21 protein-coding genes are annotated in these 17,695 nt (G+C 37.2%); 20 read left to right on the top strand and 1 reads right to left on the bottom strand.

The window, feature by feature from the left end; genetic code table 11:
• Nucleotides 1-369: 369 nt before the first annotated feature.
• The 11 genes from rpmH (at nucleotide 370) to NLW78_RS10250 (ending at nucleotide 10,242) form a co-directional block, all read left to right on the top strand.
• Nucleotides 370-504 carry a 50S ribosomal protein L34 gene (rpmH, locus tag NLW78_RS10200; protein WP_254497016.1) on the top strand — a complete coding sequence of 45 codons (135 nt, stop codon included), beginning with the start codon at nucleotides 370-372 and terminating at the stop codon, nucleotides 502-504.
• An 80-nt stretch (nucleotides 505-584) separates the two neighbouring features.
• The gene (gene rnpA, locus NLW78_RS10205) at nucleotides 585-932 is read left to right on the top strand and encodes a ribonuclease P protein component (RefSeq protein ID WP_254497018.1); all 348 of its coding nucleotides are present in this window, start codon (nucleotides 585-587) and stop codon (nucleotides 930-932) included.
• Nucleotides 933-1,045: 113 nt separating this feature from the next.
• Nucleotides 1,046-1,795 carry a YidC family membrane integrase SpoIIIJ gene (spoIIIJ, locus tag NLW78_RS10210; protein ID WP_254497019.1) on the top strand — a complete coding sequence of 250 codons (750 nt, stop codon included), beginning with the start codon at nucleotides 1,046-1,048 and terminating at the stop codon, nucleotides 1,793-1,795.
• A gap of 12 nt (nucleotides 1,796-1,807) precedes the next feature.
• Complete coding sequence (gene jag, locus NLW78_RS10215) at nucleotides 1,808-2,431, top strand: RNA-binding cell elongation regulator Jag/EloR (protein ID WP_254497020.1); 624 nt, start codon at nucleotides 1,808-1,810, stop codon at nucleotides 2,429-2,431.
• 214 nt (nucleotides 2,432-2,645) lie between these two features.
• Complete coding sequence (gene mnmE / locus NLW78_RS10220) at nucleotides 2,646-4,022, top strand: tRNA uridine-5-carboxymethylaminomethyl(34) synthesis GTPase MnmE (protein ID WP_254497021.1); 1,377 nt, start codon at nucleotides 2,646-2,648, stop codon at nucleotides 4,020-4,022.
• A 26-nt stretch (nucleotides 4,023-4,048) separates the two neighbouring features.
• Complete coding sequence (gene mnmG / locus NLW78_RS10225) at nucleotides 4,049-5,935, top strand: tRNA uridine-5-carboxymethylaminomethyl(34) synthesis enzyme MnmG (RefSeq protein ID WP_254497022.1); 1,887 nt, start codon at nucleotides 4,049-4,051, stop codon at nucleotides 5,933-5,935.
• Nucleotides 5,936-5,947: 12 nt separating this feature from the next.
• Nucleotides 5,948-6,664 carry a 16S rRNA (guanine(527)-N(7))-methyltransferase RsmG gene (gene rsmG / locus NLW78_RS10230; RefSeq protein ID WP_254497023.1) on the top strand — a complete coding sequence of 239 codons (717 nt, stop codon included), beginning with the start codon at nucleotides 5,948-5,950 and terminating at the stop codon, nucleotides 6,662-6,664.
• 194 nt (nucleotides 6,665-6,858) lie between these two features.
• Entirely contained in the window at nucleotides 6,859-7,713 is an 855-nt protein-coding gene (gene noc / locus NLW78_RS10235; protein WP_254497024.1) for a nucleoid occlusion protein, read from the top strand.
• A 124-nt stretch (nucleotides 7,714-7,837) separates the two neighbouring features.
• The gene (locus tag NLW78_RS10240) at nucleotides 7,838-8,611 is read left to right on the top strand and encodes a ParA family protein (RefSeq protein WP_254497025.1); all 774 of its coding nucleotides are present in this window, start codon (nucleotides 7,838-7,840) and stop codon (nucleotides 8,609-8,611) included.
• Nucleotides 8,592-9,434, top strand: a complete 843-nt coding sequence (locus tag NLW78_RS10245) for a ParB/RepB/Spo0J family partition protein (protein WP_254497026.1) — start codon at nucleotides 8,592-8,594, stop codon at nucleotides 9,432-9,434. The genes NLW78_RS10240 and NLW78_RS10245 overlap by 20 nt, the downstream gene beginning before the upstream one ends.
• Nucleotides 9,435-9,528: 94 nt before the next feature.
• Nucleotides 9,529-10,242, top strand: coding sequence for a DUF554 domain-containing protein (locus NLW78_RS10250; protein ID WP_254497028.1), 714 nt, complete (start codon nucleotides 9,529-9,531; stop codon nucleotides 10,240-10,242).
• 19 nt (nucleotides 10,243-10,261) lie between these two features.
• On the opposite strand, the gene yyaC is transcribed toward NLW78_RS10250, so the two are convergent.
• On the bottom strand, nucleotides 10,262-10,858 hold the full coding sequence (gene yyaC, locus NLW78_RS10255; protein WP_254497030.1) for a spore protease YyaC: 597 nt from the start codon (nucleotides 10,856-10,858) through the stop codon (nucleotides 10,262-10,264).
• 108 nt (nucleotides 10,859-10,966) lie between these two features.
• Between yyaC and NLW78_RS10260 the strand changes: the two genes are divergently transcribed.
• From NLW78_RS10260 to NLW78_RS10300, 9 genes are all read left to right on the top strand, one after another.
• Nucleotides 10,967-11,986 carry a YkvI family membrane protein gene (locus NLW78_RS10260; protein ID WP_254497031.1) on the top strand — a complete coding sequence of 340 codons (1,020 nt, stop codon included), beginning with the start codon at nucleotides 10,967-10,969 and terminating at the stop codon, nucleotides 11,984-11,986.
• 88 nt (nucleotides 11,987-12,074) lie between these two features.
• A complete protein-coding gene (locus NLW78_RS10265; protein ID WP_367617675.1) occupies nucleotides 12,075-12,278 on the top strand; it encodes a DUF951 domain-containing protein in 204 nt (67 codons plus the stop codon).
• A gap of 202 nt (nucleotides 12,279-12,480) precedes the next feature.
• Nucleotides 12,481-13,581, top strand: a complete 1,101-nt coding sequence (gene ychF, locus NLW78_RS10270) for a redox-regulated ATPase YchF (protein ID WP_254497032.1) — start codon at nucleotides 12,481-12,483, stop codon at nucleotides 13,579-13,581.
• A 118-nt stretch (nucleotides 13,582-13,699) separates the two neighbouring features.
• Nucleotides 13,700-13,990 (top strand): 30S ribosomal protein S6, encoded by a 291-nt coding sequence (rpsF, locus tag NLW78_RS10275; protein WP_254497033.1) that lies wholly within the window; start codon nucleotides 13,700-13,702, stop codon nucleotides 13,988-13,990.
• Between the two features lie 12 nt (nucleotides 13,991-14,002).
• Nucleotides 14,003-14,458 (top strand): single-stranded DNA-binding protein, encoded by a 456-nt coding sequence (gene ssb / locus NLW78_RS10280; RefSeq protein ID WP_254497034.1) that lies wholly within the window; start codon nucleotides 14,003-14,005, stop codon nucleotides 14,456-14,458.
• Between the two features lie 25 nt (nucleotides 14,459-14,483).
• A complete protein-coding gene (gene rpsR, locus NLW78_RS10285) occupies nucleotides 14,484-14,708 on the top strand; it encodes a 30S ribosomal protein S18 (protein WP_254497036.1) in 225 nt (74 codons plus the stop codon).
• A gap of 256 nt (nucleotides 14,709-14,964) precedes the next feature.
• Complete coding sequence (locus tag NLW78_RS10290; protein ID WP_254497038.1) at nucleotides 14,965-15,276, top strand: DUF4212 domain-containing protein; 312 nt, start codon at nucleotides 14,965-14,967, stop codon at nucleotides 15,274-15,276.
• Nucleotides 15,273-16,958 (top strand): sodium:solute symporter family protein, encoded by a 1,686-nt coding sequence (locus NLW78_RS10295; RefSeq protein ID WP_254497040.1) that lies wholly within the window; start codon nucleotides 15,273-15,275, stop codon nucleotides 16,956-16,958. The genes NLW78_RS10290 and NLW78_RS10295 overlap by 4 nt, the downstream gene beginning before the upstream one ends.
• A gap of 63 nt (nucleotides 16,959-17,021) precedes the next feature.
• Entirely contained in the window at nucleotides 17,022-17,450 is a 429-nt protein-coding gene (locus NLW78_RS10300; protein WP_254497042.1) for a hypothetical protein, read from the top strand.
• Nucleotides 17,451-17,695: the final 245 nt, after the last annotated feature.

The following is a 17,695-nucleotide window of genomic DNA, read 5'->3' on the forward strand; positions in this document are numbered from 1 at the left end:
GTGAATAAATGTCCACATAATATCCACACTCTGTGGATAAACACCTTTTAGTCAATCACTTTTTTCTCGTTAAAACACAAATATAATATCAGATAAACCCTACTGTTGCAATCATTTACTGTTAGTTATCCACAAATTCTATCTGTTGTGTATATTTTTTATCCACAACACTATATTTTGTGTATGACTTGTCGATAAATGTTGTGGACAGTCATAATGTGAAAAATAAGTAAATAACATCGGCTGTGGATAACGTGAATGTGCTTTGGTTTTAGATGGTAGGTTGACATCTGAGTGTTTTATTTCGTATAATGATTAGGACTGTCTTTTCAAACACAAAGGCTAACTTTCCTCAGGAGGTGTCAATAGATGAAACGCACATTTCAACCAAATAACCGTAAACGTAAAAAGGTCCATGGTTTTCGTTCTCGTATGAGTGATAAAAATGGTCGTAAAGTTTTAGCTCGTCGTCGTCGTAAAGGAAGAAAAGTATTATCTGCATAGACCACTGAAAAGATGTCAGTGGTCTTTTTTCTAGTTAAATACTTGAAATGGATGGCTTCATTAAAATGGAGTTGGTAATGATGAGAAAAAAATACAGAATAAAAAAGAATGAAGAATTCCAAAAAATATTAAATAAAGGAAGATCTTTTGCTAACCGTCAATTTGTTCTATATTATCTCGAGAAAAAAGGGCAGAGTCACTTTCGGATTGGATTATCTGTAGGAAAACGTATAGGTAATGCAGTGAAACGAAATGAAATTAAACGTTATATTAGACAAGCCTTTCAAGAGCTGGAACAAGAAATAAAGCATGAATATGATTTCATAGTGATTGCTCGACAACCAGCAAAAGATCTTAATTTTTTTGAAGTGAAAAAAAGTGTAAGTCACGTATTGTATAAATCAAATTTGTTGGAGAAACAGAAGTAAACGTTTTGGTTTCTACCGTACTTGTACTATTTTATATAGATACTTTATTGGTAATAATGGTAAAATACTCTTAGGTTTACATAAGGTATGTTTTTGTGAGGAGGAAAAAGAAATTGCGCAAAAAAACACTACTATTCGCAGCCTTACTAGGAATGCTTGCACTTCTAACAGGTTGTATGGAGATTAACGAACCCATAACTTCGGAAAGTGAAGGGTTTTGGAACGAATACTTTGTTTATCCTTTAGCTTTACTTATAGAATTTGTAGCTGATTTTTTTTATAACAGCTATGGTTTAGGAATTATTTTAGTTACCATTCTTATTCGTTTAGTTCTGTTACCGTTAAACGTAAAACAACTAAAGTCTTCAAAAGCTATGCAAGATATTCAACCTGAATTAAAAGAGTTAAAAGAGAAATATAGTTCCAAAGATCAAAAGACGCAACAAAAACTGCAGCAAGAAACGATGCAGCTTTTCCAAAAACATGGGGTCAATCCGATGGCAGGTTGTTTACCAATACTTGTTCAAATGCCAATTTTAATTGCCTTTTATCATGCAATTTATCGACATGAAGAAATTAAACATCATGCATTCCTATGGTTTGAATTAGGTTCACCAGATTTTGTTTTACCTGTAATCGCTGCCTTAACAACATATTTCCAACAAAAACTTATGATGGCAGGTAATACAGCAGCTGCAGAAAACCCACAAATGAAAATGATGCTTTACTTAATGCCGATTATGATTGGTTCATTTGCTTTCTTCTTCCCGGCAGCACTTGCATTATACTGGGTAATCGGTAACTTATTTATGATTGTTCAAACTTATTTCATCCGACGTAAAGACATACAAAACGGCAAGTAGGGGGAAATAAAAGTGAGAGAAGTAACGGCTACCGGTTCATCGGTGGAAGAAGCAACTCGTTCAGGTTTAGAGAAACTTGGCGCATCTAGAGATGCTGTAAATGTAGACGTAATTGATGAAGGTAAAAAAGGTCTCTTAGGAATATTTGGCTCTAAACCAGCGATTGTTAAAGTACGCTTGTCCCAAGATAAAGTGAAAGAGGGAGAAGAATTTATCCGTCAAGTAGCTGAGCAGATGGGTGTATCAGTAGATATAACTACAGAGAGAAACGGAAAAGAAATAGGATATAAACTTTCTGGAAAAGATATTGCTGTCTTAATTGGTAAGCGTGGACAAACATTAAACTCATTACAATATTTAGTACAGCTTGTTGTGAATCGGGATAATACGCAATACTATACAGTGTTGTTAGACGCTGAAGGTTACCGGGAAAGACGGAAGGAAACATTACAGCAACTGGCGAACCGGCTGGCCGATAAGGCAATTCGGACAATGAAAGAAGTACATCTAGAGCCGATGCCTTCCTACGAACGAAAAATCATCCATACTGCGTTGCATGATCATCCTAAAGTTCAAACATACTCAGATGGCGTAGATCCTCGACGTAAAGTGATTATAAAACCAGAAAACAACTAGTAATTTATGACACCTCCAAAAATCGATTCCGATTTGGAGGTGTTGTTTCATGTTGAGGGGTTCTAATGTATGGTGACCAGGGAATTGTCACAAAATAGGAAAATAATGATTTTATGATTACGGATTAAGTTGGTCTTCATAACAATATTATGCTATTCTCATAAATTAGAAATAGTTTAATTTACAATAAAAATCCTCTATAGGAGGTTTGACAGTGGATACAGATACAATTACTGCTATATCAACTCCATTAGGCGAGGGAGCTATCGCAATTGTGCGTCTAAGTGGAGAAGAGGCAATCCCGATTACAAATAAAATATTTAGAGGTAAAAATTTATCTACGGTGCCGTCACATACAATGCACTATGGAAAACTAGTTGATCCTACAACAGATGCAATTGTTGAAGAAGTAATGGTTACTGTTATGAAAGGACCGAAGACATTTACAAGAGAAGATGTTGTAGAAATTAATTGTCACGGAGGTTTAGTATCAGTCAATCGTGTATTAGAGCTGGTACTTGCGCATAATGCAAGGCTAGCTGAACCAGGGGAGTTTACGAAACGTGCTTTCTTAAACGGTCGAATAGATTTGTCTCAAGCCGAAGCTGTTATGGATTTGATTCGCGCAAAGACCGATCGGGCAATGAATGTAGCGTTAAAGCAAATGGACGGTCGATTGTCAAAACTGATCCAATCTTTAAGGCAAAAACTATTAGAAACATTAGCACACGTAGAAGTGAATATTGACTATCCTGAATATGATGATGTTGAGGAAATGACACATGAGATTATGCGTGAAAAAGCAACAGAAGTAATGGAAGAAATTGAACAGCTACTCATTACAGCAAAACAAGGGAAAATATTAAGAGAAGGTATTGGCACAGCGATTATAGGACGTCCTAACGTTGGAAAATCATCATTGTTAAATGCACTTGCACAGGAAAATAAAGCAATTGTTACTGATGTACCAGGTACAACAAGGGATGTTATTGAAGAGTATGTGAATGTGCGTGGAATTCCATTACGATTAGTCGATACAGCAGGGATTCGTGAAACAGAGGATATTGTTGAAAAAATTGGGGTAGAACGATCGCGGCAAGTTCTGAAAGAAGCGGATTTAATTTTACTCGTATTAAATTACGGGGAACAATTAACTGTAGAGGATAAGAATTTATTTGAAGCAGCGAAGGACATGGATTATATTGTCATCATTAACAAGACAGATTTAGAGAAAAAGATTAATTTAGAACAAGTAAAAGAATGGGCAGGAGATCACCCGATTGTTATGACTTCTTTATTAGAAGAAAAGGGGGTAGATGAATTAGAACAGTCAATTGCTACGACCTTCTTTGAAGGTGAACTAGATGCTGCAGATTTAACGTATGTGTCAAATGTACGTCATATTCAATTGCTTAAACAGGCAAAACAAGCATTACAAGATGCTATGACAGGATTAGAAAGTGGAGTTCCAATAGATGTAGTTCAAATAGATGTAACGCGAACGTGGGAAATTCTAGGGGAAATTATAGGTGATACAGTTCACGAGAGTTTAATTGACCAACTGTTTTCGCAGTTTTGTTTAGGGAAATAAGTTTGAAGATAAGGAGAGACATCCATATGTATGATGCAGGGCATTATGATGTAATTGTGATTGGTGCTGGGCATGCTGGTGTTGAAGCAGGTCTTGCCGCTGCCAAGCGTGGTGCCAAGACACTCATGTTAACATTGAATTTAGATTTAGTGGCATTCATGCCATGTAATCCATCAGTAGGAGGACCAGCTAAAGGAGTTGTTGTAAGAGAAATTGACGCTCTTGGCGGTCAAATGGGGAAAACAATTGATAAGACCCATATTCAAATGCGTTTATTAAATACGAGTAAAGGACCAGCAGTTCGTGCGCTACGTGCACAAGCTGACAAAGTCCTTTATCAAGCCGAAATGAAAAGAGTGTTAGAGAATCAACAAAATTTAACTCTACGCCAAGGTATGGTAGAAAAGTTAGTTGTTGAAGATGGTGCTTGTAAAGGTGTAGTAACGGAAACAAAGGCTGTTTATTACGCTAAAACAGTAATTATTACAACTGGTACCTTTATGCGTGGGAAAGTATTGATTGGAGATTTGGCATATGAAAGTGGTCCAAACAACCAAAGGTCTTCAACAGCATTATCAGAACATCTAGAAGAACTCGGGTTCGATTTGGTCCGATTTAAAACAGGTACACCACCTAGAGTCAATAGTCACACTATAGATTATTCAAAAACTGAAATTCAGCCTGGGGACGATATACCGAGGGCATTTTCCTATGAAACGACTGAATATATTACCGATCAATTGCCTTGCTGGTTAACGTATACAGGAGAGTTTACACATAAAATTATTGATGAAAACTTAGGACGGTCTGCAATGTATTCTGGTGCAGTTAAAGGGACAGGACCCCGTTATTGTCCATCCATTGAAGATAAGGTCGTACGTTTCAATGATAAACCAAGACATCAAATTTTTCTTGAACCAGAGGGTCGTAATACAGAAGAAGTTTATGTACAAGGTTTATCAACATCTTTACCTGAAGATGTACAAAAGAAAATGTTAGAGACAATTCCTGGTTTGGAAAAAGCAGAAATTATGAGAGCTGGTTATGCAATTGAGTACGATGCTGTCGTTCCAACCCAATTATGGCCTACATTGGAAACGAAAAAAATAGAGGGATTATTTACTGCCGGTCAAATTAATGGTACATCCGGTTATGAGGAAGCGGCAGGACAAGGACTGATGGCAGGAGTAAATGCTGCGGCTAAGGCACTAGATAAGGAGCCGCTTATCCTTGATCGTTCCCAAGCCTATATCGGAGTTATGATTGATGACCTAGTGACAAAAGGAACGAACGAGCCGTATCGATTACTTACCTCACGTGCAGAGTATCGTTTACTGCTACGTCACGATAATGCAGATTTGCGTTTAACAGACATAGGTTATCAATATGGGTTGATTTCAGGAGACCGCTATGGGAAATTTCAAGAAAAGAAACAAGAGATAGCGAAAGAAAAGAAGCGTTTACAAGGAATCATCGTAAAGCCAACTGAAGAGGTTCAAAAGGTATTTGAAGATGCAGGGGCCCAACCGTTAAAAGAGGCCGTTCGTGCTGCGGATTTGTTGAAAAGACCTGAAATCACTTATGATCTTATTAAGTCCTTGTATCCTTTAGAGAAACCGTTATCCACTGACGTTGAAGAACAAGTTGAAATTCAGATTAAATATGAAGGATATATCGAAAAGTCAAAACAGCAAGTAGACCGAATGAAAAAGATGGAAGAAAAGCATATTCCTTCTGATATTGATTACGATGCCATTCAAGGATTAGCGACTGAGGCAAGAGAGAAGCTAAAATCTGTACGACCACTTTCGGTTGGCCAGGCATCAAGAATATCTGGTGTTAATCCTTCTGATGTGTCAATCCTACTTGTATATATCGAACAAGGGAAGATTGCCAAAGTAACCAATGACTAAAGGAGTATGGAAATGAATAAGCAAACATTTCAAAACTTATTACAAGAGCAGGGGATTACATTATCTGAAAAGCAGCTTAACCAATATGATAAGTACTATAAATTGTTGGTTGAATGGAACGAAAAAATGAATTTAACGGCAATAACGGAAGAAGAAGACGTGTACACTAAGCACTTCTATGATTCCTTAACACCGGCATTTTACTTTCCGTTTCAAGGTAACTTGAAAGTTTGCGATATAGGAGCGGGGGCAGGATTCCCTTCCATTCCGCTTAAAATTGCTTTTCCAGACATCCACGTCACCATTGTTGATTCATTAAAAAAACGAATAACGTTTTTAGATACGTTAAAAGATGAGTTAGAGCTTGATAATGTTACTTTTTATCATAATCGAGCGGAAATTTTCGGGCAAAATATACAGTTTAGAGAGCAATATGATGTCGTAATGGCTCGAGCGGTGGCGAAAATGTCAGTTTTAACTGAGTTTTGCTTGCCTTTAGTAAAAGTAGGTGGACACATGATAGCAATGAAAGGGTCCCAATTTCACGAGGAGAAAAAAGGAGCGGATAAAGCTGTTCAACTATTAGGTGGGAAATGGGACGAAGTTCACACCTTAACATTACCGGAAGAGGATAGTGAAAGAAACATCGCAATCATATCGAAAGTTAAACAAACGCCGAAAAAATATCCCCGGAAACCAGGAACGCCTATAAAAAAACCGATTTCGTAAAGAAATCGGTTTTTTTCTGTCTCTTATTTTAAAATATGATAGAATATGAAAGAAAGCTTCTCTATACGGCGCAAACGAAAAAACGTAGCGCTTTTATTAAAATCCAATGTTTCACGTGAAACATTGCAGGGATTTACACAGAACATCTCGAAATATGTTTACTAGAAGTGATAAGAAAAGGTGGTGTTGTTTATATGCACCCTATGAACCGGTTTTTTGGCTTGGGGGAAAAGCAAAAATCAAATCAACAAAGTGCTTCGCAGGAGGACGTCGTTCACATTTCAGTCCTCGATATTCAACCTAATCGGTACCAACCGCGAACTATTTTTCATGATGATAAAATAACAGAACTCGCTCAAACAATAAGAACACACGGTATCATTCAACCAATTGTTGTACGGAAAATAGAAGAACATCAAGGAAAATATGAAATTATTGCAGGGGAAAGAAGATGGCGTGCAGTTCAGTTCCTTGAATGGGAGCAAATTCCCGCTATTATTAAAGATATGACAGATACAGAAACTGCATCTGTTGCTTTAATTGAGAATTTACATAGGGAAGAGCTAACGGTTGTAGAGGAAGCAACAGCTTATGCACAATTACTGGAATTGCACGGTTTAACACAAGAAGCATTAGCACAAAGATTAGGAAAGAGTCAATCTACGATAGCTAACAAACTACGCTTATTAAAACTTCCATTCCCTGTCCAAGAAGCATTGTTAAACAAAAAGATAACAGAAAGACACGCTAGAGCAATGATTCGTTTAAAAGACGAAGATAAGCAATTAGCTATTTTAAAAGAAATCATAGAAAAAGATTTGAACGTAAGCCAAACTGAGGATCGAATCAAATCAATAGAAGAGCCGAAAGAGCAACCTAAACGAAAACCGAAATTAAAGGGCATTAGTCGTGATGTGAGAATTGCGATGAACACAATCCGTCAATCATTGAACATGGTCTCAGACTCCGGTATTTCAATTGAGACGGATGAAGAAGATTATGATGAATACTATCAAGTAACAATTAAAATTCCAAAGAAAAAATCGTGATGTTTCCTTTATAAAAATGGTTATGACGACTATGGGGATTTTTCAATGAAAATCTCCTATTTTTTATCAAAAATCATGTTAAAATAAAGGAGACAACATGATATAAATTGAGGCAGGTGACACCATGGGCAAAGTCATTGCCATAGCAAACCAAAAAGGCGGCGTTGGAAAGACAACGACAGCCGTAAATTTAAGTGCATCATTAGCACAATTAGGGTCAAAAGTTTTAGTTGTTGATGTCGATCCCCAAGGTAATGCAACAAGTGGGGTAGGCATTGAAAAGGCTGATGTAGATCAATGTGTTTATAACGTTCTAGTAGAAGATTTGCCAGCTGAGAATGTATGTGTAAACACAACTGTGGAAAATTTGCATGCAGTTCCAGCAACAATCCAATTGGCTGGAGCTGAAATCGAACTTGTTCCAACCATTTCTCGTGAAGTAAGGTTACAGAAGGCGTTGAAACAAATTCGTGAAGAGTATGATTATATTATAATTGATTGTCCTCCATCCTTAGGGCTATTAACGATAAACGCACTTACCGCTGCTGACTCAGTGCTTATACCTGTACAATGTGAATACTACGCATTGGAAGGATTAAGTCAGTTATTGAATACAGTTCGACTAGTTCAAAAACATCTAAATAAATCGTTAATGATTGAAGGAGTTTTATTAACGATGTTAGATGCTCGTACGAACCTTGGAATACAAGTTATAGACGAAGTGAAAAAATACTTTCAAGATAAAGTCTTCCAATCTATTATTCCTCGTAATATTCGTCTTGGCGAAGCACCGAGTTATGGTCAACCAATAACGAGCTATGATTCCCGATCACGCGGTGCTGAGGTTTATCTTGAATTAGCGAAGGAAGTGATGGCAAATGGCCAGAGGGTTGGGTAAAGGGATTAATGCTTTTTTTCCGGAAGTTGTGAAAGAGGACGAATCAGTTCGCGATATACCGATAAAAGAATGTCGTCCAAATCCATATCAACCTCGTAAGACGTTTGAAGCAGAAGCCATCGAAGAACTAAAGGAATCTATTATCCAACATGGAATTTTACAACCTATTATCCTTAGAAGCAGTATCAAAGGATATGAAATTGTTGTAGGGGAAAGAAGATTTCGTGCTGCGAAGGAAGCGGGCCTTGAACATATCCCAGCAGTTGTTCGAGATTTAACTGACGAAAAAATGATGGAGTTAGCGTTGTTGGAAAACTTGCAACGTGAAGATTTGACTCCGGTAGAGGAAGCTCAAGCATATGACCGACTTTTAAACGAATTAGGAGTTACCCAAGAAGAATTAGCAAAACGCTTAGGTAAAAGTCGCCCACATATTGCTAACCTTGTTCGTTTATTATCATTGCCAGAACCTGTACAAGCTTATATAAATAATCGTGAATTATCGATGGGGCATGGGCGTGCCTTACTTGGTTTGAAAGATAAGGATAGAGTGATGTTTGTCGTTGATAAAATTCGCCAAGAAGAATTAAACGTAAGACAAGTAGAGCAACTGATCCAGGAAATCAATGATAAAAAACCACAACCGAAAAAGAAAAAAGAACAAAAAGATGTCTTTATAAAAGCTAGAGAAGAAGACTTGCGGGAGCGGTTTGGTACGAATGTTTTAATCCATAAAGGGAAACGAAAAGGGAAAATTGAAATCGAATTCTTTAATGAAGATGATTTAGATCGAATACTTCACCTTTTGAAAGGAACATCTTAACAGGCGTGCTTATTCCAATAAGCACGTTTTTCTTTACGAAATTCATAAATTAATGTTTCACGTGAAACAAACTAACATATATGGAGTTGTGAATATGGTACTAACAGGAGCAATTGTAAACGGAATTGGTATATTAGTCGGTACGTTATTGGGGTTGTTTTTAACAAAAATACCAGAACGTATAAAAGAAACAGTTATGAGTGGAATTGGTTTAACAGTAATGCTTATTGGACTTAGTATGGCTTTTGCCTCAGACCGTATTATCGTAATTTTACTTAGTCTATTAACCGGTGCAATCATTGGAGAATGGTTGAGGCTAGAGGATAAACTTAATGCTTTTGGAAAATGGATCGAAGAGAAGATTCAAAAACCGAATGAGACATCTACTATAGCGCAAGGATTTGTAACAGCATCACTTATTTTTGTTATCGGGGCTATGGCTGTCATTGGGGCTTTAGATAGTGGGCTGCGGAACGACCATGAAATATTAATTACAAAAGCGATGATTGATGGTTTTGTTGCTCTTGTTTTGACCACAACCCTCGGAATTGGCGTTATATTCTCTATCATACCAGTTGTTCTGTATGAAGGGTTTATAGCTTTGTTTGCTACGCAAATCGAAAAGTTACTTCCAGAGCCCTTCTTAGGTTATTTTATTGACGACATGACTGCTACAGGCGGACTACTCATATTAGCAATAGGTTTAAATTTGTTAAATATTACAAAAATCCGTATTGCAAATCTACTACCTAGCATTTTAACGGTGGGTTTTATTTTATATCTCTATCATCAATTTTTCCCATTTTAATATAGAAAAGAGAATTGGGCTAGTTTACCCAATTCTCTTTTTGTTTTCTATCACGGTTCATGTACTGATCAAACCATTTAATACTACGTGCGATTTGTTTAGCCATTTCCATGACGACAGATAAGCGGGTGTTTTGTAAAACAAAGTATTCCATGTATCCATGTACATTAACGACACCACTTATATATACATCTCCTACATTGGGGAGATTTTTTTGTACAGCTGCTCCGGGCTGTATTGAGCCTACACCACATATTAATGTTCCAATAGAAGATGCCCTTCCTAAACAAGCATCAATTGCAATTATGTATGGGTTATGATGTCTTTTAGAGATCGCTTCAATTTGCTGCTCTAAATTTTTTGCATGAATAGGTAGATGTAGCGTTCCATAAACCGTTACTGATTTTAATTCGAATTCCTTTAAAAAGGTACCTACTAAAGGTCCTAAAGAATCCCCGGTTGATCGATCGGTTCCAATACATATAACAACGACTTCCGAGTGCTCCTTAGGAACAAGTTGAAAAAGGGTTTTACCTAATTTTAATGGAGTCGTAGATTCTAAATAGGAAAACCTTTGTTCCTTCTTTTTTAAAAAAAGGATGTCTTTTAGACTCATAGCTCTTCCTCCACAAACATAATGGTATAAGTATACGGATTAATTACAGTTCCTATACCTCTGTTGTAAAGATTATTGAACGATTGTTCAGAAAGTGGTGGAGACGTCATGATTAAATCTGGAATGAAGTGGATGTTCCTTATAATTGGGACAACTATTGGTGCAGGATATGCTTCTGGAAGGGAAATATGGCAATTTTTTGGCCACGGCAGTGGACTAGCTATAATCTTGTTTACCGTTATGTTTGCGATATGTTGTTACGTCATATTATCCATCAGCTATGAACAAAGGTCCTCTCACTACTTGCCTGTATTAAGGTTAATTGTAGGCAAACATTTAACATCTCTTTATGATAAACTTATTTTGTTTTATTTATTTACAACCACTGTCGTAATGATGGCGGGCAGTGGAGCTACGTGGCAAGCCTTTCACTTTCCTTATTGGTGGGGAATAGGGGCCCTATGTATTCCTCTCGTTATTGCGTTTGTATGGGACATTAAAGGGATTTTATCCATGAATAATTTATTATTGCCTCTTTTAATAGGTGGACTATTTTATGTGCTCTATATATTTCATGCGGAACAACATTTATCGCTTTCTGCTCAGTGGGTTGAACAACACAATTGGTCATCTGCCTTTCCATTCACAGCTTTAAATATATTACCGTTAATTGCCGTATTAGGTGCTGTTGGAAAACATGTGAAAGTGAAAGGTGAGATTTGGATTGCAAGTGTAGGTAGTGGGCTTGTGTTAGGAGTGATAACGTACATTTATAATAATAGTTTAATCTACTTAGCAGAGGAAATTCTTTTATATGAAATCCCTTTATTCGCTATCTTAAAACACTATCCCTATCAGTTTTTCTTATTTATTAGTGCTTTATTATGGCTAGCACTTTTCACAACCGCATTATCAGGGGTGTTTGGTTTTATCAGCCGGTTAAAAGGTAAAATGAAATTACCTTTATGGTTACTAGCTTTGGTCACGATTTCATTAATGATTCCATTTACAAGTTTTGGCTTTGCCACTTTAATTAAGTATTTATATCCTCTCTATGGAATATTAAATTTATATATTTTGTCAGCAATTTTATTATATCCCGTCGCAAACCGGTACAAAATTGAATAAAAGGTTGCTAAAATAGAAATTGAACATACATTACTAAAATTAAGCTGGAACCAATAAATGAAATGAAATAAATAGAGGAGGGGATAAAGTGCAAAAGGAGCAATCATTCGGTTTACATGATGTAGTAGAAATGAAAAAACAACATCCATGTGGTACAAATCGATGGAAAATTATTCGTATGGGAATGGATATACGGGTGAAATGTGAAGGATGTCAACATAGCGTACTTATTCCAAGAAAACAATTTGAAAAAAAAGTAAAAAAGATACTTGTAAAACATGAAGGTGAGTGAGTAAATAACTCTTGTTCCACGTGAAACAAAAAGAACAACAGTATATTTCATGGAAAAATGTAAACTTTCATAAGAAATAAAGTGAAAAAACAAGGGGATATGTTCCTTGTTTTTCTTTGTCTCTAGCTTGTATTTTTTTTGGGTACTCTCTATAATTGGTATGACCGAAGAGGGAAAAGGGACGGAATAAGGAGTGGAATAAATGTCATTAACAGCAGGAATTGTAGGACTACCTAACGTAGGGAAATCTACATTATTTAACGCGATTACACAAGCCGGAGCAGAAGCGGCCAATTACCCGTTCGCGACAATTGATCCGAATGTAGGTATTGTAGAAGTACCTGATGAACGATTAACAGCCTTGACTGAATTAGTAAAACCGAAAAAAACAGTGCCAACTACATTTGAGTTTACCGATATTGCAGGAATTGTAAAAGGAGCAAGTAAAGGAGAAGGGTTAGGGAACCAATTTTTATCCCACATCCGCCAAGTAGATGCGATATGTCAAGTAGTGCGTTGTTTTCATGATGAAAATATTACACACGTAGCTGGTCAAGTTGACCCAATTGATGATATTGAAACAATAAACTTAGAATTAATATTGGCTGACCTTGAAACAGTTACAAAACGTATTAGTCGTGTCGAAAAGTTAGCAAAACAAAAAGATAAGGAAGCGTTAACTGAATACGAAGTACTAGTGAGACTAAAGGAAGCGTTTGAATCTGAAAAACCAGCACGCGCCCTGGAGTACACCGAACAGGAAGAGAAACTTGTTAAACAACTGCATCTATTAACATCAAAGCCAATACTATATGTAGCAAATGTTGGAGAAGATGAAATACAAGATCCACAAAGCAATCCAAATGTACAAGCAGTCCAAGAGTACGCAAGCAACGAAGGCGCAAAGGTTATTGTAGTTTGTGCTAAGATTGAATCCGAAATTGCCGAACTTGACGGCGAAGAAAAAGAAATGTTTTTAGAAGATCTCGAGATTGAGGAGTCAGGATTAGACCAGTTAATTCGTGCTTCATACTATATGTTAGGTTTAGCTACCTTTTTCACTGCAGGAGAACAAGAGGTCAGAGCATGGACATTTAAAAAAGGAATGAAAGCTCCTCAGGCTGCTGGCATTATTCATAGTGACTTTGAACGTGGTTTTATTAGAGCTGAAACCGTATCTTATAGTGACTTAATGGAAGCAGGCTCCATGGCTGTAGCGCGAGAAAAGGGAAAAGTCCGTCTTGAAGGAAAAGATTACGTGGTGAAAGATGGAGATGTTATTCATTTCCGTTTTAACGTATAAGAAGGTTACTATTGTAACTTAAGGACTACTTTGCTATAATATACAATTGTGAGTAAATACGTGAGTATTACTCCTTGCTCCTAACGGAGCCGCTAAGACCAAAAGGAGGTGAAGACGGATGAAAAAGTACGAAATTATGTATATCATCCGCCCGGATTTAGAAACGGAAGCACAGAAAGCGGTAGTTGAACGTTTTAGCAACGTGCTTACAAATAACGGTGCGGAAATTACAGAAGTTAACGAACTTGGTAAGCGTAGACTTGCATACGAAATCAACGATTTCCGCGAAGGTTACTACGTACTAATCAACTTTAATGGTAACGCAGAAGCTATTAATGAATTTGATCGCCAAGCTAAGTTTTCTGACGATGTAATTCGCCATTTAGCTGTACGTGAAGATGATCAATAAGGAGTGTTTCTAATGTTGAATCGTGTCGTTTTGGTAGGAAGACTGACAAAGGACCCGGATTTGCGCTATACACCTAACGGAGTAGCTGTTGCAAATTTTACGGTTGCTGTTAACAGACCATTTTCTAACCAGCAAGGAAATCGAGAAGCTGACTTTATCAACTGTGTAGTATGGAGAAGAGCAGCTGAAAATCTAGCCAATTTTATGAAAAAAGGAAGTTTAATTGGTGTAGATGGTCGGATTCAAACGAGGAGCTTTGAAGGTCAAGAAGGCCGAAGAGTTTTTGTAACGGAAGTGGTCGCTGATACTATTCAGTTCCTAGAGTCGAAAGGCTCACCTCAAGGCGGCTCAGGTTCAACGGGAAATTCTTCTAATTACGATACTGGAAATAATAACAATCGTGATGATGATCCGTTTGCCAATAATGGTGAACCGATCGATATCTCAGATGATGACTTACCATTCTAATATCAATTAAGAAGGAGGGAAGAACATGGCTCGTCGCGGACGCAAACGTAAAAAGGTGTGTTTCTTCACAGTAAACAAGATTACGCACATCGATTATAAAGATGTAGATTTGTTGAAAAAATTTATTTCTGAGCGAGGAAAAATTCTTCCACGCCGTGTAACAGGTACTTCAGCGAAGTATCAACGTAAATTGACAAAAGCGATTAAGCGCGCTCGTCAAATGGCACTATTGCCATACGTGAGTGAATAATTTTTTGGATAGACGCAGTTAAGGGACAACTTTAACTGCGTTTTTTTATGAGGAATGAAATGAGAAGGTATAGGAACTAATTCCTATACCTTTTTTTTAGCTAAAAATAGTTTTTTACGCAAAATTTAGAATACTTTACCATCTAGGAATATATGAATGAATTATAGGAAGTCCGAGGGAGGTGTTGAAAGGAGTAAAATATATTTGTTTCGTTTGTAAGCGTTTTCGTTAAAACATTAAGGAGGTGTTAAAAAGAATGGTAAAAAATGAGCAGAACATTTCTGAAAAACAAAGAGAATATTGGAAGAAAAATATTCGCTTAATCATTACTTTGTTAATTATTTGGGCTTCTGTATCATTGTTTGGTGCCATTATAATGGCCAATCCGTTTAGCAATATACCATTCTTTGGCGTTCCATTCTCTTTTTGGCTTGCACAGCAGGGGTCTATCATCGTATTTGTGTGCCTGATCTTCTTTTATGCCATTAAAATGGATCGATTAGATGAACAGTATGATGTAAAAGAGGTTATTTTGACAGAAAAGGATAAAAAGGGGGATGAGTCATGACGGTTGAACATATAACACTCACCCTGGTATTACTCACTTTCGCCATCTACATATACATCGGTTGGTGGTCGAAGGTAAAGGATACGAGCAACTTTTTCGTTGCAGGTAAAGAAATCCCTGCAGTGGCTAATGGTGCAGCAATTGCTGCAGACTGGATGTCAGCTGCATCCTTCATTTCCATGGCGGGGTTAATATCGTTCTTAGGTTATGATGGTACGATATATTTAATGGGATGGACAGGCGGTTACGTATTACTCGCTCTATTATTGGCCCCTTATTTACGTAAATTTGGCCGTTATACAGTGCCAGACTTCATTGGTGACCGTTATTATTCAAATGGTGCTAGGGCGGTAGCAGCAATTGCTACATTGTTTATCTCTTTGACATATGTTGCAGGACAAATGCGAGGGGTAGGAATTGTCTTTAGTCGTTATCTACAAGTAGAAATTACCATTGGTGTATTAATTGGTATGACGATTGTAGCATTTTTCGCCGTTTTGGGTGGTATGAAAGGAATTACGTGGACACAGGTAGTTCAGTACTTTGTACTAATTATCGCCTTCATAATACCAGCAGTAGCTATCTCATTAAAACTTACTGGTATTCCTGTTCCGCAATTAGGATTAACCTTCTCAAGTCTAGCAAAAGACTTAAGTCATCTTCAAATTGAGTTAGGAATGAATGAGTATTTAGCTCCATTTCAAAATCTATCAGCTTTAAACGTCTTTGCGGTAACTCTGGCATTAATGATTGGTACTGCAGGTCTTCCTCACGTTATTATTCGCTTCTACACAGTTAAAGATGTACGTTCTGCACGTTGGTCAGCTGGATGGGCGATCATCTTCATTGCATTACTGTATACAACAGCTCCTGCTATCGGTGTCTTCGCAAAATACAATTTAATTAATAGCTTTAACAACGAACCTGTTGAGGAAGTGCGGGACATTAGCTGGGTAAGTAAATGGGAAGAAACCGGCTTACTCCAACTTGATGATAAGAACGGTGACGGTTTGTTGACCTTCTCTGGAGATGATACAAACGAAGTTATTATTGATCGTGATATTATCGTTCTTTCAACACCTGAAGTTGCAGAGTTGTCACCATTTATTATTGCACTGGTAGCCGCCGGAGGGCTAGCAGCCGCACTATCAACCGCCTCAGGCCTATTATTAGCGATGTCTAGTGCAGTGTCTCACGATTTATATTATCGAATAATTAAACCAACTGCCTCAGAGAAACAACGTTTAGCCTTTGGAAGATGGATGATTTTCCTAGCCGTTATCGTTGCGGGTTACTTCGGTATGAATCCACCAGGCTTCGTTGGAGAGGTTGTGGCCTTTGCATTCGGAATTGCAGCAGCAAGCTTGTTCCCGGCTATTTTCCTTGGTATCTTTGATAAACGGATGAACCGTGAGGGTGCAATCTGGGGTATTCTCTCTGGCCTATCCTTTACGGTAATGATGATATTACTAATGCGTTCTTCACAAATATTTGGAACAGAAACACAAGTTATGGAGTCATTCCTCGGCATAAATGCACAAGGTATTGGGGCTGTTGGAGCGGTTATAAACTTTGCTGTCTCCTTTATCGTATCTCGATCTACTAAAGCTCCACCAGAAGAAATTTCTCAAATGGTAGAAGAGATTCGAGTTCCAAAAGTATCAGAAGAAAAATCAGAATAAAAGGGAAAAGGGGCCTCCATATGGAGGTTCCCTTTTTCAAAAAAGGAAAGGGGGAAATAAAAGATGGTAGCAACAATATTATTTGCAATTGTCACACTTGCTTTATATGTTGTTCATCCTTATTTAAATTTGCTTGTGATACGAAAGGTCTTTGGAATTGCCCTCTTCTTGGAATTATTTTATCTTATTGGTGCGTATATGGCTGAATGGCCTTTTCCTACACCAGCAATTATTATGCAAATCCTTACAGTCGTAAGCTTAGGAGTAGCATTAGGAGTTATATTTTCAAAGATATGGCCACTTCCAATTAAAAAGGGAATTGAACGGATTATAAGGACATTCCTACTCGTAATTCCGGCATTAGGAATAGGTGTTGGATTACAAATTCTTTTACAGGGGCAATCGGCCACACAGGCCATATATTTAATGTTTGCATTGTCTGCTTGGTTAGGATCAGGACATTTTGTGAAAAGACAGGAACAGTCAACATAATACTTAGTGGAATAGTGATTTCATAAAGGAAATGGTGTAGATCAAAATCTATATCATTTCTTTTTTCATTTCAACAAGATGATATACTATTCGGAAATGTAATATAGAGTAAAAAACTAGGAAATAATGAATTCATTGTTAAGATGTTGTTTGTTCATACATTGTTTTTTCGTGGTATGATGGAGGATATATGTAATTGCACATACTTTTTTACAGAAACTATGTCCACTGTTAAAATAACAACT

The organism is Salirhabdus salicampi (genome assembly GCF_024259515.1).
Taxonomy (GTDB): Bacteria; Bacillota; Bacilli; order Bacillales; family Alkalibacillaceae; genus Salirhabdus_A; species Salirhabdus_A salicampi.